The sequence below is a fragment of the Candidatus Gracilibacteria bacterium genome, from assembly GCA_041661045.1.
Taxonomy (GTDB): Bacteria; Patescibacteriota; Gracilibacteria; order UBA1369; family 2-02-FULL-48-14; genus 2-02-FULL-48-14.
Map to the genome: position 1 here is coordinate 1,133,950 of JBAZVE010000001.1, position 25,626 is coordinate 1,159,575.

Annotated in this window: 17 protein-coding genes and 2 pseudogenes; 8 read left to right on the forward strand and 11 right to left on the reverse strand. The window is 47.0% G+C overall.

The annotated features are described in order from the left end of the window. Positions 1-2 precede the first annotated feature (2 nt). A pseudogene (locus WC777_05530) lies at positions 3-1,970 on the reverse strand (fibronectin type III domain-containing protein). Positions 1,971-2,070: 100 nt separating this feature from the next. On the opposite strand from WC777_05530, the gene WC777_05535 reads away from it, so the two are divergent. Together WC777_05535 and WC777_05540 are read left to right on the forward strand one after the other, a co-directional pair. Continuing rightward, positions 2,071-3,570, forward strand: a complete 1,500-nt coding sequence (locus tag WC777_05535) for a 7TM domain-containing protein (protein ID MFA6024628.1) — start codon at positions 2,071-2,073, stop codon at positions 3,568-3,570. Positions 3,571-3,599: 29 nt separating this feature from the next. Beyond that, complete coding sequence (locus WC777_05540) at positions 3,600-5,915, forward strand: tyrosine/phenylalanine carboxypeptidase domain-containing protein (GenBank protein ID MFA6024629.1); 2,316 nt, start codon at positions 3,600-3,602, stop codon at positions 5,913-5,915. A 6-nt stretch (positions 5,916-5,921) separates the two neighbouring features. Here the strand turns inward: WC777_05540 and WC777_05545 are convergent, their stop codons facing one another. Then, positions 5,922-7,058 carry a SpoIIE family protein phosphatase gene (locus WC777_05545; protein ID MFA6024630.1) on the reverse strand — a complete coding sequence of 379 codons (1,137 nt, stop codon included), beginning with the start codon at positions 7,056-7,058 and terminating at the stop codon, positions 5,922-5,924. Between the two features lie 33 nt (positions 7,059-7,091). After that, positions 7,092-9,491, reverse strand: coding sequence for a HEAT repeat domain-containing protein (locus tag WC777_05550; protein ID MFA6024631.1), 2,400 nt, complete (start codon positions 9,489-9,491; stop codon positions 7,092-7,094). Between the two features lie 96 nt (positions 9,492-9,587). On the opposite strand from WC777_05550, the pseudogene murJ reads away from it, so the two are divergent. Next, a pseudogene (gene murJ / locus WC777_05555) lies at positions 9,588-11,027 on the forward strand (murein biosynthesis integral membrane protein MurJ). Positions 11,028-11,065: 38 nt separating this feature from the next. On the opposite strand, the gene ribD reads toward murJ, so the two are convergent. The 5 genes from ribD to rpsB are packed head-to-tail and all read right to left on the reverse strand — an operon-like array spanning position 11,066 to position 15,392. Further along, complete coding sequence (ribD, locus tag WC777_05560) at positions 11,066-12,055, reverse strand: bifunctional diaminohydroxyphosphoribosylaminopyrimidine deaminase/5-amino-6-(5-phosphoribosylamino)uracil reductase RibD (protein ID MFA6024632.1); 990 nt, start codon at positions 12,053-12,055, stop codon at positions 11,066-11,068. After that, on the reverse strand, positions 12,048-13,247 hold the full coding sequence (locus tag WC777_05565; protein ID MFA6024633.1) for a bifunctional 3,4-dihydroxy-2-butanone-4-phosphate synthase/GTP cyclohydrolase II: 1,200 nt from the start codon (positions 13,245-13,247) through the stop codon (positions 12,048-12,050). The genes ribD and WC777_05565 overlap by 8 nt, the downstream gene beginning before the upstream one ends. Before the next feature lie 18 nt (positions 13,248-13,265). Then, a complete protein-coding gene (tsf, locus tag WC777_05570) occupies positions 13,266-14,027 on the reverse strand; it encodes a translation elongation factor Ts (protein ID MFA6024634.1) in 762 nt (253 codons plus the stop codon). Positions 14,028-14,056: 29 nt separating this feature from the next. Then, positions 14,057-14,671 carry a hypothetical protein gene (locus WC777_05575; GenBank protein MFA6024635.1) on the reverse strand — a complete coding sequence of 205 codons (615 nt, stop codon included), beginning with the start codon at positions 14,669-14,671 and terminating at the stop codon, positions 14,057-14,059. A gap of 22 nt (positions 14,672-14,693) precedes the next feature. Beyond that, positions 14,694-15,392 (reverse strand): 30S ribosomal protein S2, encoded by a 699-nt coding sequence (rpsB, locus tag WC777_05580; protein ID MFA6024636.1) that lies wholly within the window; start codon positions 15,390-15,392, stop codon positions 14,694-14,696. 187 nt (positions 15,393-15,579) lie between these two features. Here rpsB and WC777_05585 point away from each other — a divergent pair, with 187 nt between their 5' ends. Together WC777_05585 and WC777_05590 are read left to right on the forward strand one after the other, a co-directional pair. After that, on the forward strand, positions 15,580-16,563 hold the full coding sequence (locus WC777_05585) for an anti-sigma factor antagonist (GenBank protein ID MFA6024637.1): 984 nt from the start codon (positions 15,580-15,582) through the stop codon (positions 16,561-16,563). Continuing rightward, positions 16,505-17,671 carry a glycosyltransferase gene (locus WC777_05590; GenBank protein MFA6024638.1) on the forward strand — a complete coding sequence of 389 codons (1,167 nt, stop codon included), beginning with the start codon at positions 16,505-16,507 and terminating at the stop codon, positions 17,669-17,671. The genes WC777_05585 and WC777_05590 overlap by 59 nt, the downstream gene beginning before the upstream one ends. Positions 17,672-17,945: 274 nt before the next feature. Here the strand turns inward: WC777_05590 and WC777_05595 are convergent, their stop codons facing one another. After that, positions 17,946-18,119 carry a hypothetical protein gene (locus WC777_05595; protein ID MFA6024639.1) on the reverse strand — a complete coding sequence of 58 codons (174 nt, stop codon included), beginning with the start codon at positions 18,117-18,119 and terminating at the stop codon, positions 17,946-17,948. 97 nt (positions 18,120-18,216) lie between these two features. On the opposite strand from WC777_05595, the gene WC777_05600 reads away from it, so the two are divergent. Beyond that, on the forward strand, positions 18,217-19,305 hold the full coding sequence (locus WC777_05600; GenBank protein MFA6024640.1) for a glycosyltransferase: 1,089 nt from the start codon (positions 18,217-18,219) through the stop codon (positions 19,303-19,305). Here the strand turns inward: WC777_05600 and WC777_05605 are convergent. Both WC777_05605 and WC777_05610 read right to left on the reverse strand, forming a co-directional pair. Then, positions 19,219-20,430, reverse strand: coding sequence for an AI-2E family transporter (locus WC777_05605; protein MFA6024641.1), 1,212 nt, complete (start codon positions 20,428-20,430; stop codon positions 19,219-19,221). The two genes, WC777_05600 and WC777_05605, sit on opposite strands and share 87 nt — an antisense overlap. Then, positions 20,411-20,932, reverse strand: coding sequence for a pilin (locus tag WC777_05610; protein ID MFA6024642.1), 522 nt, complete (start codon positions 20,930-20,932; stop codon positions 20,411-20,413). Before WC777_05610 ends, WC777_05605 begins: the two co-directional genes overlap by 20 nt. Positions 20,933-21,043: 111 nt before the next feature. Between WC777_05610 and der the strand changes: the two genes are divergently transcribed. Together der and uvrC are read left to right on the forward strand one after the other, a co-directional pair. After that, positions 21,044-22,492, forward strand: a complete 1,449-nt coding sequence (gene der, locus WC777_05615; protein ID MFA6024643.1) for a ribosome biogenesis GTPase Der — start codon at positions 21,044-21,046, stop codon at positions 22,490-22,492. Between the two features lie 837 nt (positions 22,493-23,329). Then, the gene (uvrC, locus tag WC777_05620; GenBank protein MFA6024644.1) at positions 23,330-25,600 is read left to right on the forward strand and encodes an excinuclease ABC subunit UvrC; all 2,271 of its coding nucleotides are present in this window, start codon (positions 23,330-23,332) and stop codon (positions 25,598-25,600) included. The last annotated feature ends 26 nt before the right edge of the window (positions 25,601-25,626 follow it).

Sequence of the window (25,626 nt, forward strand, 5' to 3'; positions counted from 1 at the left end):
CCTTCAAGCCCCTCGGAATCCACGGCACTTACGGCAAAATAGTATTCTTCCCCTCCAGCCAGGTTCAAAATGGACCAATTGGTGGAGGCATCGTAGGTCTCGGAAATCGCATAAAGAGAGTTGCTATCCGGGCCGTAGTAGACTCGGTAAAAAGCGATGGGATTGCCACTTTCGGCGGCTTCCCAGCTGAGTAGAGCGGTTTCTATTGCACCGGTGACGCTGAGGCCGGTTACGGCTGCGATGCCGCTTTGACCGGAGGGGGTTCCGCTTGTGCTTAGTGTTGAAAGGGTGAGTTCGTCGCGGTATTCCACCTCATTCCCAAGAACATCCATAAGAATGAGATCCACACTGAACTCGCCTTCGGTGCTTGGCAAAACCAAGTCGGCTTCATATTTACCGGCGGTGCTGCTTTCTTTGAGCTCAAAAATTTCCTCCTCAAGAATGATGGAAGCTTCTTCTAAGTTTTTTTCACTGAGCACCGTGACTTTAACAGTGTCTCCCGGCTTCAAATCTTCTTCGGGGTCGGTGCTGATGCTCACAATTTTGGGTGCCGTGGTGTCGATGGTGATTTTTTCACTGTCGGAAGTTTCAATCACTTCCAAAATTTCTTCTTCACCTTCTTCTCCTTCTCCCAATTCCACGATGTCCACAAACAAATCGTAGGTGCCATCTTCAATGTCTTCGACGGTAACGGTAAAGCTGTTGTCGAATTCAACCGGACTGCGAACCATTTCTTCTCCACTCAAGTACACCACTGCGGTGAGCCCATATTCCGCCTCTCCTTGTACTTCTATGGAATCACTGGAGTAGGATCCGGCAGCGGGGCTAATGAGGGTAAAAGATCCTTCTCGCTCAAAATCGGTGCTTTCAAAATCTCCTTCATAGTCGGTTCCGCTGGCTTCGGTGGTCACCACCGTGGTTTGAGTCTCTCCTCTCAGACTGAATTCATCCAAATCCGTGACACTGAGGGCTTGATCCCCCGGAGTCACAAATTTTACAGCAAGGCTGAAGGAATGTGCGCCCTGATCTTCCGCCAGGAAGGTGTAATCCCCCGGAAGCGTTGCGCTGTCATCGGTGGAGGAAAATCGAATGGTTCCGGTGTAGTCTTGCACGGTGTCCCCATTTCCGTCTATGGCGGAAACCGTTACCGTCTCCGCATCACCCACGGTGGTGCTTGCGCCCAATCCTTCGATTAAAAATGCATCCACTTCACCGCTTTCAGCCGCAAGAAAGACACTGTCTTCGTGTCCTCCGACGGCCGTATAGTCACTTATTTCGCTTCCTGAGAAGGCCACTTTCTCGTCTACAAAAATAGTCTTGTTGATGCTGGAGTCGAAGAGAGTGAACTCATAAATTCCCTGTGCGGTGCTTGAGACAAAGAATTTCATTTCTCCTCTTTCATCACTCACAAAGTTTGGGCTGTAAGCCGTAACGCCGGCTTGTTTTGGAATCACTTTGAGCACATGCCCATCAATAGCGTTTCCATAGTCATCTTTTAGGCTTACGGTCATCTCCAAAGATTCTCCCAAGGAAGCGGACTGCTTGTTCCACGCCACGCTTGTTTTTGTATCTGAAACGGTGGAGGGGAAGACTTCAAAATCCACGGCGGTTCCATAAGTTTCTCCGGAGAGTGCTTCTCGTGCGGCAACTTGATAGATTCCTGCTCTTCGAAGGTGGTACTCTGAAATCATCAGGGTGGCGGCTCCGCTTGCATCTGCGGTTTCTTCCAAAAGGAGTACGGTTCCATCCGGTTTCTTGAGGGCGAGTTCCATGGTTTCATAGCCGGTTCCTTTCAAATGGATCTCTTGAGAAAAACCCGCCAGGGTGTCTGTTATTGATGAAATAGTGATGTCGCTGTTCCCTTTTGAACCCGCGTTGGTCAAAAATGGACTCGAAAGAAGCGTCAGCACCAGTGCCGCGACCAAAAGAAAGCGTGTTTTCTGTAATCCTTTTAAGAACAGGGTAGCCATACCGTGGTTTGTTTTTATTTTTATCTTGTCATTATAGCAGATTTTGGGGTGGAGAACAAGATGCCCGTCTGCTAGACTGACAGCATCCCAATCCACCTTTATGTTTAAAGTTTTTTTTCTTGCCCTTTTCTCCGCTTTTTTGTGGGGGAATTCTGTGCTCGCCGTGGAGCTTCCGGAGGAGGCTGCCGCTCAAGTTGAATCTGAAATTTATGCCGAAATTGATTCGGTGGACAGTATTGGGGTGGATCGCAACATTATTTTTAGCGGGGCTTCTTCCGAGTCTATCTCGGATGGGGCTTTGCGTTTTGAATGGCACTTTGGGGATGGAAATCGGCAAGAGGGAAGTGAAGTGGTGCATTCTTATGCTCAAGCCGGTGAGTACGCGGTAACGCTTACGGTTCGAGATCCTGAGGGGCGAGAAGCTTCGGTTTCTAAAACGATTTTTGCTTTTAGTAAGTCTTTTGTTTTGGTGAGCACGGTGACCGATGAAGACGAAAAACTATTGGGCTTGGTGACCACTGCTCGAGAACAAGGTATTTATATCGATCTGCTCAGTGCCAGTACGCACTCCGGATTTTTGGAAGAAGAGGAACTTCGTCGCCAACTTTTAGAGAAAATCTCTTCTTTGGAAAATACGGAAGACTTATTGATTTACACCTCCGGGACTTCAGGACTCACGGTACTCTCCCAGCTCCAGGAAAGTTTGGGGGATGAGGCACCTTTTAAGGGCAAGAATGTTATTTTTATCTCGGAGCACAGTCTTGGTGCCATGGAAAACATTGCGAGGGGGGTCTACAGCACCATTCAATCTCAACAAATTGTGCTCACACGGCCAGAGGCCTTGTGGGTTCTTTTGGAAGCGGAAAATGTGCTTGAGTTGACGCAAATTTTGGAGGAACGGGGCATTGAATACACAGTGGTGGATAAACACCTGGAAATTCGCCCGTGGAATTTCCTATCGGTTTTGGTGAACAATATGTTGAGCCACGGAGTTCCCACGAACACCATCCTTTTGGTTTTGATGCTGCCCATTATTGCCACGGTGATTGCTTTTATGAAGCAAGTGGTGGGGCTCAATACTCTTGGAATTTATACGCCGTCTATTCTTTCTCTTTCCTTCATTGCCCTCAATTTATGGTACGGCCTTTTGGTTTTTGTGATTTTGTTTTTGGTGGCCAGTTTGGCTCGTTCTCTTTTGCATCGGTATCGCCTTTTGTATATTCCCAGAATGGCGATTATTCTCTCCATCTCCAGTTTTGCCATTCTTTTGGTGCTTTTCCTTGGATCTTTGTTCGATCAAAAAATAGATCAACTGGCCATTTTCCCCATTCTTATTATGGCGACCATGGTGGAAAAATTTGTCACTATTCAAAGTGATAAGGGTATGAAAAATGCCATGCGCATCGGGGGTGAAGTTCTGCTTGTGGCCATGCTTTGTTCTTTGGTGGCGCAGTGGAATATCTTGGAAATCTGGGTTTTGGGTCATCCCGAATTGGTGCTGCTTTGTCTGCCTTTCAACCTTTTCTTGGCGCGATGGGCGGGTCTTCGTTTGGTTGAGTACATTCGTTTTAGGGAAATTATTCATCACATTGAAGAATAATGCTTTTCAAAAATCATGGGATCTTGGGCATGAATGCCCGGAACCTCCTCTATGTCCGTCCATTCAACAAAAAAAAGGCCATTCGTTTGGCGGATGATAAGTTGAAGACCAAGCATTTTCTTTCTGCCAGAGGCATCCCCGTTCCAAGACTTTACGGAGTGATTCGATCGGTATCGGAGCTTGAGGAATTTAATTTCTCCACGCTCCCCAAAAGTTTTGTGCTCAAGCCCAATCTTGGGTTTGGTGGGGAAGGGATTATTCCTATTGTGGACAACAAGGGCTCTTCCTTTGTGAAGAGCAGTGGAAGCTTGATAGAGGAAGATGAACTGCGGGAGCACATTAGTGATATTTTAGAGGGACGGTTCAGTATTTCTGAGCTTCAGGATACTGCTTTTTTTGAGCAACTTATTATTTGTGATCCTCGGCTCGCGCAATTTTGTTATAAAGGAATTCCGGATATTCGGATTTTGGTTCACAATTTGGTCCCCGTGATGGCGATGCTTCGCTTGCCCACGCGGGAGTCTGACGGGAAGGCTAATTTGCACCAAGGTGCGGTTGGGGTGGGCGTTGATATTGCCAAGGGAACCGCTACGCACACGGTATATAAAGGAAAAATTGTGGATGAAATTCCGGGTGCGGGGTCTATTCGTGGCTTTGTTATTCCGTATTGGGATGAGCTTTTGCTTATTGCCTCCCGCATTCAGTTGGCCACCAATTTGGGGTACTGTGCCGTGGATCTTTCTTTGGACCGGAATGCCGGACCGATGCTGCTTGAAATCAATGCTCACGCCGGCTTGGGTCTTCAAATTGCCAACTTGGCTCCTTTGCGTAAACGCCTGGAAAAAGTGCATGGCATTCAAGTGAGCAGTCCTGAAAAAGGAGTGCGTATCGCTCAAGAAATTTTTGGACACAAGGTGACAAAGGAGGTGAAAGAGAGCCGAGAAGTGATTGGGAATGAAGAGGAGATTAAAATCATTGCTCCGCAGGAAGTGCGCCATGTTTGGGCTTCCATCAATCCTCTTTTGGAAAGCAGTGTAGTGGATGAGGAGCTTGCAAAAGACTTGGGGCTTGTGGAAAAAACTGAACTGGGGCAGTTGAAAATGAAGATCTCTTTGGGTAAAAAACGCATCCAAACGCTGGCGTATACGGACGATTTTTCCAAGAAAAATTATGGAATGCTCATTGGACGGCGAGATCTCAGCGGGTTTTTGATTGACCCCATGAAAGGAAAAACCAAACTGCTTCAACGGCCCCTCTTGCCTGAGCTGAGTTCCACTCCTTTTGCTCAAGTGGACCTTGAATTGGCCGAGATGGATTCTAAACTTAAGCTTTTGTCTCAACTCAAGCCCACCAATCTCAAAGAAGAGAAAGAAAAATTCTTAAAGGATACTTCTTATGAGCCGCAGTTTGAGTACCGTGACCTCTCTTTTGATGCGCTTGCATTCAAGCTGCAGCTCAAGAAAATTGAGCTCACTTGTGCCGGCGGGGAACTTGGAGAACTCTTTTTGAGAAAGGCTGAAGAGCTGCACAAGAAAATATTGCTTTTGGAGGCTCGTGGGGGAGATTTGCTCACGGAACGGAGTATCGATTTGTATGGCAAGCCCACGCCAGATCTTTTGGATAGAGCCAGGGAGAAACTGAAGTTCAAGCCTGAGCAATTTGAGGAGCCCAAAAAATGGTTTTCAGTTGCGGAGGCCAGTATTGAATTTGAAAGGGTATTCCGTGAATACGGGCTTTCACATTGGCGGATCAAGGTGAATCGGCACATGGTGAGCGCGTGTTCTGCAGGGAAGGAATCCACACTTTTCATACGGGAGGGTGCACTTTTTTCTGAGGAAAATTTGAGGATGCTTTTGGCTCATGAAATTGAGACCCATGTGCTCACGGCGGAGAATGGAAAGGCGCAGAATTACCGTTTGTTCAACAGGGGTTTTGGCAACTTTTTGGAGACTCAGGAAGGTTTGGCCATTTGGAATCAAGAGCAGGTGTGTTTGCATGAAACTGAAAAGAAATATCGCAGCGCTACACTCATTTTTATTGTGGACTATGCCCTTAAACATTCTTTTGCAGAAACTTATGATTATTGTCTCAAGCTTGGTATGAGTGAAGACCGCGCCTTGCAAACTTCTCTTAAAGTGAAACGGGGGCTCGGGGATAGTTCCCAGCCGGGAGCTTTTACAAAAGATTTATTGTATTTTTCCGGTTACCTGCAAGTTGAAGATTTTGTTAAAAATGGAGGAGATCTTAAGGATCTTTATTATGGAAAATACAATCTCAGAGATCTGGCGCTTATTAAAAAAATTCCCGGTCTCAAGGCGCCTCGAATCTTGCCCCACTTTCTTTAGGAGCTCTTAAGCGCCGGCCGCCCATTCGGTGCTCAGGTCTCCCGCTTCGCTCTTTTGGCTGTACTTCATTACAATGAGCGTCATGTCATCGAGTTGCGCTTGGCCTTCCATAAATCGTCCCACATCAATAGCAATTTTTTCAAAAAGATCTTCGGTGCTGATTTCTTTATTCACCTGTTCTTTGAGGAATTTCTGTAAACGGCTCAAAGTGTACTGCTCTCCATTTATGTTTTGAGCCTCGATGATTCCATCTGAATAGAGCACCACAAAGTCATCGCTTTCCAGTATGATTTTCTTTTCTTGAATAAATGGACTGATGTCCGGGAGCATGCCCACGGCAAGTCCTCCGGCACGAATAGCGTCCACCTCTCCGGTGCTTGTTTTAATGTGGATCAAATGCTCGTGCCCGGCTCCAACCCAGTGCAAGGCATGTTCTTGAGGCACCCATTCCAGGAGCACCATGGTCATGAACATGCTGGGCTTTAGATGGGGCTTTAAATATTGATTGAGGCGAATCAGTGTAGACTTGAGTGTGCTCTCCAGCTCAATGAAAGTTTCTAAAAGCACATCCACCATCACCATCACAATTCCCGCTGGGATTCCGTGGCCGGTGGAATCTCCAATATAAAGAAGGTTTCGATCTTCTTTGAGGAAAAAATCGAAAGTGTCGCCGCCAATTTCAGAGGCGGGCCTGGTCTTTGCGGTGATTTTAAGTCCGGGAAACTGTGGGGCGGTTTTTGGAATCAACATTCGTTGTATGTCTTGTGCCGAACTGAGTTCTTTTTGAATACGCACATGCGTTTTGATGTCTTGGGAAATGTTCTCAAGGTTGCGCGTCACCTCATTAAAGAAATGAGCTAAAACACCAAGTTCGTTCGTTTTTGAGGTGTATATTTTTCGGTAAGGCTTCCCTGTGAGCAGCGCCTTCATCTCATGAATGATTTTTGTGAGAGGTCTTTGGATTTTGATGACAAAAATTGCTAAAAAACTCAATACTAAGAAGAGGAGCGCCGCGGGGGCCGCGAACTGCGTGGCGAGATGGATTGTTCTTTCCAGGAGGAAGAAGAGGCCGAATGCTAAAATTCCGCTTATCAAGCTCGGCAGGAGTATAGACATGAAAATGGAGCGGCGGAGTTGAGACATCTCTGGCATTATAGCTAAAGTTTTTTAAATCTTCTACTGCTTCATTTGTCTGCTGGTCAGCACCTCTTTGATCTTATGTACCTCGTGGTGGGCGTTTATTTTTTGGTAGAGCTCGTGGAGTAAATGTAAAGACTCCTCCGGTAGGGAAGTCCAGTTGAGGTCCTTTTCTTTTGAAAGTATTTGGTTGATTTTTTCACTGATCCTCAAGTCCAATGCGTTTTGGAGTAGGGCTCTGAACTGTTTTGGAAATTTAGCCAAAAGACTGAAGGATTTATGAAACCATTCGTGGCTCGGGTCACTCAAGGCTTCCACGAGATGGGGGATGGTGCTTTCTTCTTCCATTTGTCCAAGCGCCAAAAGCACAGCTTTTTTAATTTCCGGAGAACCATGATTGAGATGTTTTTTAAGCTCTTCTTTAAAACTCTTTTCTTTTACAAAGCCACAGGCTTCGATGCCTTTTTTTAAGACCTCTTCTTTTGGACTTTCCAACATTTGCTTGAGGTGATGTCGGAGTTCGTTCCCGAGTGTTTTGAATTGCCATAAGGCGATGATGGAAGCGGCTTTTACCCCTGGATCTCTGCTGCTGAGCTGTCCTTCCAGGTAAAACTTAAGGTTGGGGTCGTGGAAAAGACTGAGCATTCTTATGAAACTTGCCTTTTGTCTTCCCTCTTTTTTAACGCGTTCCACAAGGAATTCCGTTAAGGCGTCTGGGGCCAAGTCATGAAAAACCAGTACCAATTCTTCTCGAATGGCCTCCACTTCTTCCTCATTGAGTCGATTTTTAAGAGCTTCGATGACGCGGTATCTTGTAAAAGATTGGTCAATGAGGTGTTCTTTGAGTTTGTGGAAATGGCTTAGGGCCTCAGCGGCGGCGAGTCGCAATCGTTCGTTCTTGTGATCCAGCATCTCCAAAATACTGGCGATGGAATCAGGGTCTTCTTGAAGCCCGAGTGTGTTCAAAATATCTTCTTTAATGATTTCCGGTTCGCTGCTTCTTTTTAGAATTTTTTGTAAAGCGTTTGTGGTTTTCTCATGGCCTTTTTGTGCCAAGATTTCTATCGCGTTGAGCCGAGTGGGGAGATCCAGTTTGTGGCTCAAATTTTCCTCGGACATGTGTGTGTATTTTTTCCCTAAACTCCAGCACAGTACGGCCATGCCTCCACTCAAAAGCACCAAAGTGAGATTGATGGCCAGGGACTCTGTGGCTCCGTTCAAGCCAAAGGCGAGTCCAATCATCAGCAAGGTTCCCAAGATGGCTCCCAGTGGTTTCATAACTCCTTGCATCCATTCTTTTACATCCATTCTCATGGAATGAGGGATGGCGTAGTACGAAGAGTCGTAGGCGTTTTTGAAAAGGATTCCCGTGAGCTCGTATCCTCCTCTCGCCATGGAAGCGCTAAAAAAGTTGAAACGAAGCAGCATCCAAATCATATTGAGGAAGGTCACCAAAGGGTGCAGCAACATGCTGGCGGTGATTCCAAGGAAGGAAAGAATGCGGCCCGCTACAATCAATTGCATAAAAAGAGCGGCGCTATTGAAGATGAGATGCAGTGTCCCTAGTTTTTGTGTGATGTCGTGCTGGTAATCCTCGCTGCTGGGTTCTGCCGCCAAATGCACCTCATCTCCGGACTCCATGACCAAGGTCTCTTCTTGGGTGGAATACACATCCTGTTGAATGGCTTTTGTGTATTGGAATTCAAGCATATTGATGATGGCCCAATGGAAAAGGATGACCAACATCAATGTTTTTAAAAAAGGAATTTTCCTAAACTCTTTAAAGCTGTCTTTTAGTTTTTTATGTGTTTTTTCTTCGTGTGCTTCAATATGGGGAACGGGCATGGTCTTTGGATTGAAGAGTAGAACCACCGGTAAAATAGCGAGCGCCAAAAGAACACAAATAAGGATGAATTTATAAGTGGGGAGCACTTCGGCAAACACGGTCAAACTCAAACCTCCAATAATACCTCCCACGGTTTCTGCGGATTCGATGATGGGGAAGCACCGTTGGCTTTCCAATGGGCTGAAAAGCTCTTCATTGAATAAGGAAATCAGGATATTGAGTTGGGATAAAAACACCGATTCGGCGATGAGGAAAAAGACGAAAAAGAGAAGCGTGTCTCGTTCCAAGAAGAAGAGCGAACCCAAAAGGCTTATGGCGGCCAAAAATACAATACTGACCACCAGCAGTTCTCGGCGAATTTTATGAATGATTTTTCTAAAACCAAAGGCTCCCACCATCATAAAAAGGGCATTGATCAGGAAAAGTCCCGGGAGTAAGTCGATTCCCACTTTGCTCAAAAAGACCGCCAACAAAACACTTCCTCCAATAATAAAGCTCGTTCTTATGAGGAAAACCAGCAGCCACGCCACAAGAATTCGCGGGAGTTCCGTGCTGGATACATTGAGCAGTTTGGTGAGCTTTTCTCCGAACATGGTTTGGGTGAAGAATCTTGTTATTATAACATGTTTTAGCCGTATGCGCAAGCGTCTCTAATCTGGACACCCATTTTTTTTGCTAAACTGCTTGAGATGAAGATTCCAAAGCTATCTCAGGTTGGATTGGGGGCCTTGCTCTTGGCCCTGTCTTCGGTTGCCAGTAGGGGTTTGGGGATTTTGAGAGATTTTGTGTTTGCCAAGGTCTTTGGTATTGGAACGGAAGGAGGCGTGTTTGCATTGGATGCTTACTACATGGCTTTTCGTATTCCTGACCTGATTTATTCACTGCTTATTTTGGGTGCGCTTTCCGCTGCTTTTATTCCACTTTTTGTTCGTCTCAAAACACAAGGAGAGGCGCGGGCATTGGAGTTTGCCAACCGAGTGCTCAGTGCGGTTTTCTTTTCCTTATTTTTTCTTGGGTTGATTTTTTACATTGTGGCACCGTGGCTTATCCCGATTTTTGCCCCCGGTTTTGACGCGGAGCTCTTGGATCTGGTTGTTGATTTGAGCCGCATCCTTTTGTTCTCGCCTTTGTTTATGGGTTTGAGTGGGATTCTTCAGGGGATTGAAAGCGTTCATAAAAAATTCTTGGGTTTGGCCTTGGCTCCCATTCTTTACAATGTCAGCATTATTTTTGCGGCTATTTTCTTTGCGCCTCGGTATGGGGTTTATGCTTTGGCTTTTGGTGCCAGTTTTGGAGCCTTTCTTCATCTTTTGATTCAAATCCCCGGAGTCTTGAGGACAAAATTTCGCTTTCAAATTTTGTGGCCGAAACTCACTCAAGACCTTAAAGAATTTTTCTCTTTGGCTCTGCCGCGTGTTCTTGGAATGTCGGCCTCTCAAGTGACGCTCTTGGTGGATTTTGCCTTGGCCTCCACTTTAGGGCTGGGAAGTTTGTCCATTTATAGTTATGCCTTGAATCTTCAAAGTTTCCCTTACGGGGTTTTAGCGGTTTCTTTTTCGGTGGCGGTTTTTGCCACGCTTTCGGAGAAAGCTTTGCTCAAAGACAAGAAGGAATTTATAGAGCTTCTTAGGTATTCTTTTCATTCCATTTGGTTTTGGGCTTTTCCCGCCGTACTTGGGCTTTTTCTGCTCCGTGAACCTTTGATCGCGGTCATTTTAAAAGGGGGAGCTTTTGATACCGCTGCGGCGAGTCGCACCGAACAAACCTTTTCCATTTTAATATGGGGAGCTTTGGCTCAGAGTTTGATTCCTCTTTGGTCTCGGGCTTTCTATGCGCTCTCCAATACAAAAACTCCGGTCTTGTTGGCCGTGCTCACCATGGCACTCAATGTTGTTTTGAGCCTTGTTTTCACACAAGTTTTAGATTGGTCCACCGCGGGCTTGGCGGCTGCAAACCTTATTGCTTCTTCTTTTAACGCCTTGCTGCTGCTCATTTTTCTTTCCAAGACACTCAAAACCTCTCTACTCAAACTGCTTTCCTTAAAAACCTTTTTTTATAGTGTGTTGGCCGCGTTCTTCATGACTCTTTCCATTCTCTTTTTCCCCGAGCTCCCGATGATTCCCGCTTTTGCACGACTGCTCCTGCTCTCGGCCATTGGGGCTTTGGTTTATCTTTTGCCCTTCAAGTTCATTGTGATCCAAAAATCTTGACCCACTTGAGTGGTGTTTAGCCTCTCAAAAGCCAAGGGTTCTGTGAGTGCTGCAAAAGGGAGCGCCTTTTCACCCAGCACCAGTGGAGCTTGGAAGACTTCCACTCTATCCACCTTTTTGCTTTCCAAAAAAGCCGTGAACACTTCACTGCCTCCCTCCACCAAAATCGAGACGATTCCCTTTTCATAGAGTGTATCCAGTAAATCCTCAATATTTTGATTCTCTAAAATGAGGACATTGTCATCGCGGAAAATCTTTGCAGTTTTTGGGAGGGCGCGCTTTCCCTTTAAAATGATTCGCAGTGGGTCGTTTCCTTCCACCAAACGAACGCCCAAGTGGGGGTCATCGCTCAGCACGGTTCCCGCTCCCACCAAAATGGCTTGATGGTTCTTTCTTAGAATATGCACTTGTCTTCGGGTTTTTTCCCCGGTGATGGGGGACTCTTCTCCTTTTTTGGCGGCGATTTTTCCATCCAAGCTGATGGCCATTTTTAGGGTGATGAATGGGCGGTTTTTTTCATGAAAAGTAAAAAACGCTTCATTGAGGGATCGAGCTGCCTCTTCCAAAACGCCTACCTCTACCGTGATTCCGGCGGCTTCAAGTTCAAGCACGCCTTTCCCATTCACTTTCTTTGAGGGGTCTTTGCAGGCCACCACCACCTTTTTAATTCCACTTTTGATGATGGCTTCCGTGCAAGGAGGAGTTTTTCCGTGGTGACAGCAGGGCTCCAGCGTTACGAATAGTGTTGCGCCTTCGGGTGATTCGGTGCAACTGTTCAAGGCTTCAATTTCCGCGTGAGGGCCGCCCCATTTTTGATGATACCCTTCACCGATCCGTTCTTCACCCTTGAGAATGACGGCTCCCACCATGGGGTTCGGTAAAACCCAGCCTCGCCCTTTTTCGGCAAGCCTGAGGGCTCTTCGCATCTGCCAAGCGGGATTAGACATGTTTAAGGAGGTGTCCCAGTTTATCTTTTTTTGTTTTGAGGTATTTTTTGGAGAGTGGTCCGCTTTCGCATTCCAGCGGAATTCTTTTGGTGACTTTGAGTCCGTGTCCTTCCAGTCCCACAATTTTTTGAGGATTGTTGGTGAGCAATTCCAAGGTATTGAGTCCCGCATCTTTGAGCATTTGGGCTCCAATTCCATAGTCTCTCAAGTCTGCCTTAAAACCGAGTTCTGCATTGGCTTCCACGGTGTCGAGCCCTTCTTTTTGTAAACGGTAGGCCTTGAGTTTGTTGACCAGCCCAATCCCTCGGCCTTCTTGGCGCATGTATAAAATCACACCCTCTCCACGGTCGGCGATCATTTTCATGGCGGCGGCAAGTTGTTTGCCACAATCGCAGTGTAGAGAATGGAAAACATCTCCTGTCATGCATTCGGAGTGAGCGCGCACCAGTACATTTTCTTTACCCTCAACGCTTCCTTTGACCAAAAGCAGACTCTCACTGTTGTCGATGGAATTGCTGTAGACCATGATCTTAAAGGGGCCGTATTCCGTTTCCAAATCGGTCTCCACTTCTTTTTGAATCAATTTTTCTTTGAGTCGTCGGTAGGCGATGAGATCCTTTATGGTGATCATGGCCAAGCCGTGTTTTTCTGCAAAAAGCTTTAGGTCGTCTCTCCTCGCCATTTCGCCATCGTCTTTTGCAATTTCACAAATCACCCCCGCCGAAGCCATTCCGGCCAGCCGCGCCAAATCAATGGCTGCTTCCGTGTGACCGGCTCGGACCAAAACTCCTCCGTGTCGAGCGAGCAGTGGAAAAATATGTCCCGGTCGATTGAAATCACTTGCCGCGCTTTTGGGGTCCACCAGGGATTGAATCGTTTTCGCACGATCTTTTGCTGAAATCCCCGTGCTGATGCCTTGTTTGGAATCCACCGATATGGTGAAGTTGCAACGACTGATGTCGGCTTCTTCTCCGGTCATAGGAAAGAGGTCGAGTCTTTGCGCGTGTTCTTGCGTGATCGGCACACAAATCAGCCCACGGCCCTCTTTCATCATAAAGTTGATGTCTTCCGGGGTCACTTTTTCGGCGGCCATCACTAAATCCCCCTCGTTTTCACGATCTTCATCATCCACCACAATGAGCATTTTACCCTTTCGGAATGCATCGATGGCTTCTTCAATGGGGGTCCACATGGCTCCAGCTTACATTATTTATACCTCGAAACGCCAGAACTCATTGATGGTGTTGGATCCGATCAGATCTTTGATCAATTGGTCCGGGTTTTTCACGAAAGGTTGAGTGAGCAAGGCAAACTCTTCACGGAATTTCTTTTCCTTTCCTTCCATAATCTTTTCCCAGATTTGTTCAGGTTTCCCTTCTTGTTTGAGAAGTTCCTGCCAAATTTCTTTTTCTTTGCTGACCAAGTCCGCGCTGATGTCTTCCGGAGAAAGGGTCTTTGGATTCATGGCGGCAATGTGCATGGCAATGTCTTTCATGAGTTCGCTTTCACCATCGGACATGGAAACGAGCACTCCAATTCGATTGTTGAGGTGAGTGTAAGAATCCAGTTTTGGACCGCTTATCACTTTTCTTTCTTTCACTTCAATTTTTTCCCCAAGCTGAATGTTGAGATCAGCAATTTCGTTGCTCAAATCGGCATTTTCTCCTTCTTTAAGAAGCTTTTGAGCCAAGGCCTGTGCTTTTTTAATGAAGTCTTCGTTCTTGGCCACAAAGTCGGTTTCGCAGGCCAGGGAAATCATGGCTGCCTTATTGTCTTCTTGCACAATCGCCACCACTCCATTTGAAGTGGCACGGTCGGCTCGTTCCGCCGCCTTGGTTTCTCCTTTTTTTCGCAGTACCTCTATGGCTTTTTCTTCATCACCATTGGCTTCTTCGAGAGCGCTTTTGCAAGCGGTCATGGAAATACCGGTTCGGTCACGCAATTTTTTGATTTGATCGATAGAAACAGACATGTTTTTTGAAATTAGAGAATGTGTAAAATTTATTGAATGGAAGGAGCTGCCGGAGGTGTTGGAGGTGTTGGGGGCGTTGCTTCGGGCTTCTCTTCGACGGGTGCTGGAGCTGGAGCTTCTACTACCGGAGCTGGTGTTTCTGGAGCTGGGGTAGGAGCTGGGGCTTCCATCACTGGAGTAGCCGTTTCCACTACCGGAGCAGGCGTTTCTACTACTGGTGCGGGTGCTTCTGGAGCTGGATTTGCTGCCGGAGCAGTGTGCCCTTCGGCTTTGAACCATTTCTCGAGAGGGATTTTTTGTCCCACTTGAGTGATGATCGGCAAGTGTACTTGTTTTCCCTCAAAAGCTTGCCATGCTCCGTAGAGCACAAGGACGAAGAAGGCAAGGTTGATGAGATTCACGAGGGTCATGGTCAAAGACCAAGTGAAAGGCAGGATACTGAAAAGGATCTGGACCACGATGTTGAGGGCAAGGGCCACCACGATGATTCCGGCGGCATTCTTGGAGTGCCACACGGCCATGGTTTCTTTTCCTTTCTTCATCATCATGTAGATGAACAGGATTGGAATGATGTAGGTGAGTGCGGCGAGCCAGTCTTTTTCTTGGCTTGGCATTGCGGCATTTGAAGGCATTGAGTCGGTCATAAAAGGCGTGGATTAGGAGATATTATTTTCTGAGCTTCTGCACTCCGCTGAAGGTTGCGTTCCCAACAAAGTCCACTAAGAAACGGATGGATTTGATGGCATCGTCATTCCCCGGAATCACATAAGCGATTCCATCGGGATCCGCATTGGAATCCACCACAGCAACCACTGTGGATTTCATTTTTCGTGCTTCTTGTACGGCAATATGGTCACGAACACAGTCGAGTACAAACACAATGTCCGGGAGTTTTTCCAAGGAAACGACTCCTCCCAGCGCTTTTTCGAGTTTCTCAATCTCTTTGTTGAGTTGAGACGCTTCTTTTTTGGTGTATTTTTCAAATTCACCGGTTTCCTTTTGCTCCTTGAGCGTTAAAAGGTACTTCACACGAGATCGAATGGTCTTGAAGTTGGTGAGCAGTCCAGGAATCCATTTGGATGTTACAAAGGGCATTCCACACTTCTCCGCCACCTGTTGGATGAGAACAGTGGATTGAGGCTTGGTGCTCACAAAAAGCACCGTTTTCCCCTGAGAAGCTGCGGCTTCCAAGAATTCGGTTGCGGACATAAGACCCTGGTAGGTCTTATTGAGGTCAAAAATATGCACACCGTTTCTTTTTTCAAAGAGGTAAGGTGCCATTTTAGGGTTCCACTTTGCTGTTTTATGCCCAAAGTGTACGGCATTTGCGAGCATCTCTCGCATGAGGGTCTTTTGATCAGACATGATCCTTGGGGTTAATGCCTTTCATCGTCTTTTTTTACCGTGAACCCCCTTAAAAAGGAGCAGGATGGCAAAATCAGATGAAAAACTTGAATTAAAGACGCAGCGATTATACCTTTAAAAGGCGAACCTGCAAGACCTTTTCTTTTTTATCTTTTTGTGATAGAATATACAGATGTAATTCAGCTCAATGGATCCTAAGACTCAACAGCTCGAAGAAACCGTGGAACAGGCTCAGGCGGAACTTTCACCCGCAGAGGTGAAACTGATGCCCCTGGATGAGCGCCCCACGGAAATCACTATTATTATTCCGACTCAAGCCTATTTTCTTTCCGGAATTCGGGATTTTGTGGTGAATCTCACTAAAAACTTAACGGGTTTTTCCACCCAATGGGCTTTTCGCTTTCAAGCGGTTGTGGATGAGCTGTGCAACAATGCCATCGAGCATGGAAGCGCGGCCGGGCAACGGATCACCGTTACGCTCGTCAGCACAAAGAACAAATCTTTGGAAGTGGTGGTGGAAGACACCGGAACAGGTAAAGAAAGAATGACGGCGGAGCAGCTCACCGCTTTGTACCAAGAACGGAGACAAGTGGTGAATGCCCAATATCTCGGCTTCCGTGGCCGTGGACTGCCTAAAATTGTGGGGGAGTGGACGGATGAACTTATATTTGAAAATATTCCGACCGGGGGCTTGAGAGTTAAAGTAAAAAAATATTTACGAAAGGAAGAGGACGCGGTATTGTCTTCTCCGGCCAAAAGCTCCGAGCCTATTACCCTAAAATGATTTATGACTCCTGTACAAATCACCATCGAAGACCTTAGCGGCGCTCCTCAGGGTAAAGTGCTCAAGCTTATCCGCATCAGCGGTCAGTTGGACGAAAGCAATGTGGATGAAGAGGCAAAGAAGATCTATAAGGTTATTGAGGAAAATCCTCAGGGCCTCAGTTTGATTTTTGAATTCTCTGGTTTGGAGTACATGAACAGTAAATCCATTGGATATTTGACCGACTGGTACAGCAAAATTTCCACCAATGGAGGAAAGCTGGTTTTGGCAGCACCTCGAGAAAATATCCTCGATATCTTGCAAGTTGTCGGGCTCACTCAATTGGTGAATGCTTATGCTTCTCTTGACGAAGCGAAAGCGGCTGTGATGCAATGAGACCGTGGATAAATTGAAGATTGCAATTGTTTGTGATTGGCTCACGGTCTTTGCCGGTGCGGAGCGCGTGGTTTTGGAAATGCATCAGCTTTTCCCCAACGCCGTGATCTTTACCTCTCTGTACAATAAGAAGGCTTTTCCCGGCTTGGCGAATGCGGAGGTGCGGGAATCGATTTTGCGTTTGATTCCGTTTGCGCGCCACTTTCATCGCCTTTTCCTCCCGTGGATGCCTTTGGTTTTTGAGCGCATGGATTTGAGCGGGTTTGATTTGGTGATTTCTTCGAGCCATTCCGCGGCCAAGGGTATTGTCACCAAGCCCGAAACTTTGCATGTGTGCTACTGCCATTCTCCGATGCGTTATGTGTGGGATCAGTCTCATCGCTACCAAAATCAATTTCGATCTTTTTCGAGTCTCCGATTTTTAACTCAACCGATTTTACATCGCATTCGGTTGTGGGACAGGGTTGCGGCGGATCGGGTGGATCGCTTCATCAGCAATTCCGCATACATCGCGGCGCGCATTCAAAAATACTATAAGCGAGAGAGTACGGTGATTCACCCTCCGGTGGATTTGGGAACTTTTTCCCTTGGAAAGGAGCATGGAGAAGCTTACTTGGCGGTGGGCCGCCTGATTCCTTATAAGCGCTTTGATTTGGTGATTGATGCCGCGAAAAAAACGGGGATTCGTCTTCAGATTGTGGGAGAGGGGCCGGAGCTGGCGAAATTGAAACGGCGGGCCAAGGGTGCCGACATTGAGTTTCTTGGAAAAATTTCCGATAGTGAACTACGAAGGGTTTACCAAAACGCCAAGGCGCTTATTTTTCCGCAACAAGAAGATTTTGGAATTGTTCCGCTGGAATCCATGGCTTGTGGAACACCGGTGCTTGCCTACAAGGCCGGGGGAGCCTTGGAGACGGTTCAGGAAGGGGTTTCCGGACTCTTTTTTGAAGAACAGACTTCGGAATCCCTGGTTAAGGCTATTCGAAAGTTTGAGAAAAAGGAGTGGGATCCATCCACGGTTGCGAAGAGTGTTCAAGACTTTTCCTCTTCCCGTTTTCGCACGGAGCTCCTGCACTTTTTGGAGAGTGCTTGGAAAGAGTATGAAGCTATGTTAAGGTAGATTTATGAAATTTCGCAGGATTTATTTTTGGATTTTGGGCTTGGTCTTTGTGCTTTCTTTGGCCGGGTCCGCTTTGTATTTCCAAAATCAAGAGGCTCCCAATAAAGTTTTGGCTTTTGTGACGGTGGGCATCGATCAAACGCAGCGGCCCAATGAAACTTCTTCTTATGAACTTCAACGAGCCGCGGAACACTTTTCGGATACTTTACTGGGATGGACGCTAGAGCCTCATTTTAGAGCTGAATTTTTGGCCGTCGCCGGGGAAGGCTACAATCTAATGGGGCAGCGGCAAGAAAAACAAAATCTTCTTTTTGAAATCACACGATCCGGTGAGAATATCGCTGAAAACGATTTGAGCGCCGGTGATGCTTTTTTGAGAGTTTTGCATGAACAGCTCAATGGATACAACGCCGAGACGCATCAAGGTTTTGTTTTGGCGGTGGAACATCTTTCTTATATTGATGGGGTGCAATCCAAGTTTCCTATTGTGGGATCCGTGCTCTTTTGGTTCGGTTTGACCGCACTTTGTTTGTTTGCTTTTGAATATGCTTCGACTCGCCGTAGATCTTCGTCCGCTGCTTGAACCTTTTGAAAGCGGAGTGACCCAATACACCAAAGCCTTGGTTCGTGAGTTTTTGAAGCGGCCGGAGGATTTGAGTTTGGATCTTTTCTATCAAGCCCGCCAAAGAAAAGAATCCATTCATGCTCTTTTCCCAGAAGTTCGGCACCTGCCGCTTTCCAATACCCGTTTTCACTTGCGCTGCCTTTTGGGCTTTCCCCCATTGCCGGCGGATTTTTTTGAAGAGAAGCCGGATCTTATTTGGATTCCGGATCGGCGACCGTTTTACAGGTCTTCAACTCCGGTGGTCATGACGATTCATGATCGTGTGCCGGAGCTTTTTTCAAACACGCTCTCTTTTAAAAGCCGTTTGTGGCATTTTCTTTTCCCGTTGAAACGACTCCTCACTTTGTGCGATGGCGTTTTGACCCCTTCCCTTACGGTTGCTCAGTCGCTTAAGCTCAAAATCCCCAAAGCCGTTTCGTACGAGGGGGCTTCTTTGGCCGCGGCGGGGGTGAAAAAACTTCACAAGGGGCCTTTTTTTCTGATGATCAGTCCCTCGGATCCCCGCAAACGGCTTGAATGGTGTGCTCGAGCGGCGGTGCGCTTCCCAAAGATTTCTTTCGTTGTGTTGGGTTTGAAAGCAGGAGAGGCCCGTTTCGCAAAACTCAAGATTCAAGCGCGCCCCAATCTCTTTCTTTTGGGGGAGGTTAGTGAAGAAGAAAAGGCTTGGTTTTTACGCCACGCGACCGCGCTTTTGGCCTTGAGTCGTTATGAGGGCTTTGACCTCCCTGTGCTCGAAGCCGTTCGCGCCAAATGCCCTGTGATCCTGAGTGATATTTCCGTGCATCGGGAACTTTATAAAAACGCATGCTTCGTCAAAACCCCTGAAGATCTGGATCTCGGGCTCTTTAGAGCGCTGCAAGGAAATGTTCCCGTGCCGCAGCCGCGAGGGACTTATTCGTGGGAGAAGGCGGCGGAGCGCAGCTTACTTTTTTTTCTCCGCGTACTCCTTAACGAAAATCGAAAGCGTGGTGGCCACCGGAATCGCCATGATCATCCCCACGATTCCTAGTTTTTCCAAGCCGATCATCATGGCTAAAATGATGATGATGGGGCTGAGTCCCACGGCTTTTCGCATGACGGCCGGCACCAAAATGTTGCCTTCAATTTGTTGTAGAAAAATAATGAGTCCCAAGACCCAAAGGGCCAGCCAAGGGGATTCGTTGAAACCCACTAAAACGGCAGGGATTCCCGCTCCAATCGGACCCACCACGGGGAGAAGTTCCGCAATTCCCGTCATCATGGCCAGGGTCAGGGCGTTGTCGATGCCCAAAATGAGCAGACCAATGAGGCTGAGTGTAAACATGAGGAACATCAAAATGATTTGGCCGCGGAGCCAGTATCCAATTTTTTCTTGAATAGCTTCGATTTTTCCCACAATGTAGGCCCCGTGTTTGGAGGGAAAAAGGGAGATGAAAAAGGCGTTTACATTTTTTCCATTCACCACCAAGAAGAAGGTCAAAATGAGCACCAATACAAAGTTGAAGATTCCGTTGAAGATGGTTTTAATAACTCCAAAAGTGTCTCCGGCGAGCACCTGCAGTTGCCCGGCAAAGCCCTCCAAGGAAGCCTTGAGCTGATTCACCAAGGTCTCCCGATCCACTTGTTCCATTAAATCTTGCAACATGGGTTCCAATCGGTCTCCAAAAGGAATATCGATTTCGCCGGCCGCGACTTTGTTGATCAAGCTGGATAAGCTTTTGGCCAATTCAATGAGCTGAGTGGCCACAAGCGGTATGAGCTGAGAAACGAAAAACCCAAGGATTACAAGTAAAATCAGAAAAATTCCGAGCACGCTGACGGCCCTTGGGATTTTATATTTTTGTAGAGAATTTACGGTTGGGGTGAGGGCCGCGGAGAACAAAATGGCAATAAAGAAAGTGAGCAGAATAGGGGCGATGTCTCCCAAAAATTGACTGAGCGCAATCAAGGCGATGATCACAATGGTGGCTTTGGCGACGCTGAGTAAGGAAAAGTGAATGAGCAGTTCCTCCTTCTTTTCCGTTCTTTCCGAACGAACGGGGAGTTCGATTTTTTGGCTTTCTTTTCGCTCTTCCTTCAGCTGTTGAAGTGTTTTCCTCAAATGCTTTAAATTGTCCGTGGTGCTTTGGATGAATTTATTGAGGCGATCGGCCATATCAACTGGTTAAAGCAAGTAAAATAATGTTGGTGATGATCCAAGAAGAAAGAACAAGAACAAATCCACCGAGGGCATAGGAGATGATGGTTTTTCCCTTTTCTTTATCCTCCGTCACTCCTCCTATCACATAAAAATACGCGCCCACCACAATCATACCCACCACCAAAAGCCCCATCAGTTCAATCAAAAACTCGATGATAAAGATCACATAATACGGCACCATCCAAAACTGAATTTCGCCGGATTTGAGCGCACAGCCGAGTATCGCTTGGATTCCGGCTTTTGTGGTCGTATCTAGTTCCGCTTTGATGGTGTTTGGATCTTGCTCAAACAAATCTCCCCAGTACTCCCCCCAGTCGGCGGAGCTTGGATCACAGTTTGCGTAAGTTCCATCGGGTGATGGTAAAAGCCCATTGTTTGCAAGGGCGGAGCCGGCGGGCACGATTAAAAGCGCGAGTACCGTCAGGAATCCTATGAATATTTTTTTGAGCGAAGGCATGGATTGAGGTTCGTGGCTGTGCTCAGCCTACGCCAGGCTTTGGTCTCCCTGCAAGTCCATCTTGAGATTCCCATCTGAATTTGCTAGTATGGGGAGTACTGCTTAAGAAATATGTCTGCAATTATTGCTATCGTTGGCCGTCCAAATGTAGGTAAATCTACGCTTTTTAACCGACTCGTCGGAAGACGGCGGGCGATTGAATCGGATGTTCCCGGAACCACGCGTGATCGACTGTACGATACCGTGGACATTGAGGGCTACCGTGTTTTGTTGGTGGATACCGGTGGAATTGAGACCAAAGCCGGAACCGATATTGAGGCCAATGTGCAGGAACAATCCAAAACCGCCATCGAGGGTGCGGATATGATTTTGTTTATGGTGGATGTCCGAGAGGAGCTCACCGGTGAAGATTTTCATGCGGCAACGCTTCTTCGAAAATCCAAGAAGCCCGTTGTTTTGGTGGCAAACAAATGTGACAACCCTAAGTTTGAAGAGCTGCGATTCAATTTATTTGAACTTGGATTTGGGGAACCCATCGCCCTCACGGCGCTGCATTCTTTTGGAATCGATGAACTCGAAAGCCGCATTGGGGATGAACTTAAAGCGATCGGGGCTGAGAAAGGAGTGCCTGAGCGAAGCGATGAAGACCGTATTCACATTGCCTTTTTGGGCCGTCCCAATGTGGGCAAATCCACTTTGGTGAACGCACTTTTTGGTAAAAAAATGGTGGTGGTTTCCGATGTCCCTGGCACCACTCGAGATTCCACAGAAATTCCCTTTGAATACAAGGACACTGCCTTTACTCTCATTGATACCGCCGGGATTCGTCGACGGGGAAAGATTGAACGGGGTATTGAGCAGTACAGTATTTTGAGGTCCATGCAATCGGTTTCGCAAGCGGACATTTGTGTGCTGCTTTTGGATGCGGTGGAAGGGGTCACCAAACAGGACTGCCATATTAGTGAGCGGGTTCTTGAAGAGCGAAAGGGCTTGATCTTGGTGGTGAATAAAATCGATCTCTTTAAAGATAAAGAACGAGAAGATCGGGAACACATGCTGGTCCACGAACTTCAACACTCCATGGCGTATTTGCCGTGGGCTCCGGTTATTTTTGCTTCGGGGCTTGAACGAAGAAATATTTTTCAAATCCTTGAGTTGGCCATGCAAATCGCGGAAGAACGAAAACGGGTGATTCCGGAACAGGATCTTCGTGTTTGGCTCAATCAAGCGCTCAAAAAACATCCGCCCAAAGGATCCCGAGGGAAGGCTCGCTTTGCGGTGCTTTCCGTGGAACAAGTGGATGCCATTCCTCCCACCTTTGTCTTTTACTGCCAATGGCCTGAGATCATGCACTTTTCTTACGGTCGTTATTTGGAAAATGAACTGCGTGCGCAGTTTGGCCTCAATGGAACCAGCATACGAATGATCTTTAGAAAGCCTGGAGAGCGCTGATCCACTCTTTTCGAATATCTTCCCGGCGATCTTCGTCGTGGAATTTGAGCATCGTCTCGCTGATCACCGTGCCGCTCCGGTTTTTGAGGGAGTAAAATTTATCTTTAGCTCGGCGCAGTTGGTTTTGCTTCCATTTTTCTTCCCACTCATCCTTGTCCAAGAGGCCTTCGAGTTTCGCTTTAATTTTTTCTTGCAGTGGACTTCGTTTTCTAAAATACCTTCGGTGGGCTTGAATGGTTTTAAAGTATTCGCTTAACCAAGGCGTATTGATGCTTAAAAACTTCTCGTATTCTCCAAAATCTCCGGCAATGGGTTCCAAAGTTTTGATCCAATAGGCCAGGTAGATGTCGTAGGGTTTTAAGGTAAGGGAGCTGAAATCCATCCGTTCTTCGCTTATAAAAAAGCTGAGACAAAACCGTGCCCGCACTTTGTCCCCATGCCGGCGAACTCCCATCACACTGGTTAAAAGAATTAGACAGAGTCTGGCGAGGAAGAGTCGGTTCTTTTGGGTCACCACAAAAAGATCGATGTCACTGTCCTCCGTGGTTGCGTAAATGGGCAAGCTGTTACACACACACACCAGTTTTACAAAAGGACAAATGGAAAAAATCCATTGGAAGCGGCGCACTTTTTTCCAAAGTGTTCGGGATCGTTGAATTTTTTGAGTGAATTCACTTTGAAAGGCGGCATCCGTGCTTAGGCCGTAATATCCGTTCCTTTCCGTTATGAGGGGGCTTTCCCTTAAATAGGAGCTGATGTGTTTTTCGTCCGGCTCGGCCCAAAAAAGATGTTCCGAGATTTCGCTACGGGTGAGGGGGACTCCAAACAGATGGAAGTAGGCCAGAGTGGAAAGCACCGCCTGCTTCACCGTCATGTTCTTGGGGAAAATTTCGCTCATTTGCTTAAGTGAGGGACTTATCTTACCATAAAGGGGCTAAGCATACTATGGCTCAAAAGCGAATTGAAGCGTTGATCAAAAAACTTCCCCATCTCCCTGGGGTTTATAAGATGAAGGACGAAGAGGGACGGATTTTATATATAGGGAAGGCCAAGGATTTGAGCCATCGCGTGCGGTCTTATTTTAGAAAAAGCACCAAGGCGACTCGTACCGAAAAACTTTTGGAGCGGGTGGTGGATTTGGAGTGGACGGAGGTGGGTAGTGACCTGGAAGCTTTGCTTTTGGAGACGAATCTCATCAAGGAGTTTCGGCCCAAATACAATGTGCTCATGAAGGACGATAAAAATTTTGTGTACATCAAAATCACTAAAAATGAAGATTTTCCGCGCATTGAAATTGTGCGACGAGTAGAAAAAGACGGGGCGCGGTATTTTGGCCCAAAGACCTCCGCGCACAGCGTAAAAAAAACACTTGGGCTTTTGCAAAAACTTTTTATGTATCGCAGTTGTGATCTTTCTATTGAGTGGGCGGAAGGCAAGGCCGCGGTGACCAAAAAAACCATGGCTTATCCCTGTTTGGATTATCACATTAAACGGTGCGCGGCACCGTGCATCGGCAAAATAAGCCCTGAGGATTATGCAAAATCCATTGAGCAGATTGAGCGCTTTTTGGAGGGGAAAACGGGTGATATTGAGCAATCTTTGCAGGAACAGATGGGTGCTGCCGTTCAGCAAAAAGAATTCGAAAGGGCGGCTTTGCTACGAGATAAACTTTTGTCTTTACGGAGAATGTTTGAGAGCAAGCAGATTGTTACTTCTCCCACTCACGAAGATATGGATATCTTGGGCTTTGTGATTGAAGGGGGGAAGGCCTTTTTGACGCTTTTTATGCTTCGTGACGGGAAGCTCATTGATCAGGAAAACTTTATTACCGACAGTGGTGAATATGAAGCGGGAGAAGAGGCGGAGGCAGAAGAAGTGGTGGAAAGCTTTTTGTACCAATATTATGAAAAGTCGACCACGATTCCTCCGCAAATTTTAATTCCCCTTTCTTTTGAGGAATCCGATTTCTTCACGGATTGGGCGAGCAATCAGGCCGGCCGCAGCGTTAAGTTGCTCATACCGGAACGAGGTAAAAAACATCAACTATTGGAATTGGCGGAAAAAAATGCGCGAAGTTTCCAAAAACAAAATAAGGCGCGGTGGGAAAGCATGGCTCCTTCCGATGCGGAAGCGCTTGAAGAACTTTCAGCAGTACTGGGGCTTCCCAAGCCTGCCAAACGAATGGAGTGTTATGACATTTCCCATTTGGGGGGCAGCGACACGGTGGCTTCCATGGTGGTTTTTGAGAATGGCACCGCAAAAAAATCAGACTATCGAAAATTTCATCTCCAAAGCATTGCGGATGGGGAGATTGATGATTTTAAATCGATGAAGGAAATCCTTTATAGGCGGCTTTCTCATTTGTCTCTAGTCCCGGCGGGCTTCCAGGTGCGCAAGGCCGCTAAAACCCATATTCCCGGCATGGTGGCTCTTTTAAAAGAATGGCGTGGACTTGAAGAAGTGGAGGGGGATTTGGAGGAATATCAGGTGGTTCTAAAAGATAAGAAAGTTCTTGGTCTTTTGCGGCTTCTCCCCGGAAAGGAGGGGACGGCTTTGATCAAGGCGCTCTATGTCACCCCAAAAGCTCGCGAACAAAAATTGGGGCGCTCTCTGGTTTTTACGGCCATCGAAAAGCTCAAACTCAAGCGACTCTATGTTTCTTGCGTGCACGAAATGGGCCCTCTTTATGACCGATTGGGCTTTGAAGAAATCAAGAATTTCCCGACGGAATTCTCTGAACACCAACTCGATTTAATTTTGGCCTACGATCCTACAAAACATATGGATGCTTCTTTTGAAACCAAGCCGGATCTCATTGTGATCGATGGGGGAAAGGGGCAACTCGGCATGGCCGTGAAAAGTCGTGATGCTTTGGGGCTTAAAATCCCCATGATCGGTCTCGCGAAGCGGGAAGAGGATGTTTTTGTGCCCGGCAAAAGCTTTCCTCTCCTCATCCCCAAAGACTCGAAAGCCTCTTATCTTTTGCAGCGGATCCGCGACGAAGCCCACCGCTTCGCCATCACCTTTCAAAAATCCACCCGCAAAAAACACCTCACCGCCTCCGCTCTGGACGCAATCCCCGGCATCGGCAAGGCCACCAAAATGAAACTCCTCAAACACTTTGGATCCGTGGAAGTCCTTAAAGCCGCTTCCGAAGCAGACCTAGCTGCGGTGGTGGGAGACGCCGTCATCAAAAGCTTGCAAAAGCTCAAGTAGAAGCTATTATTCTTTCTTATTTTAAA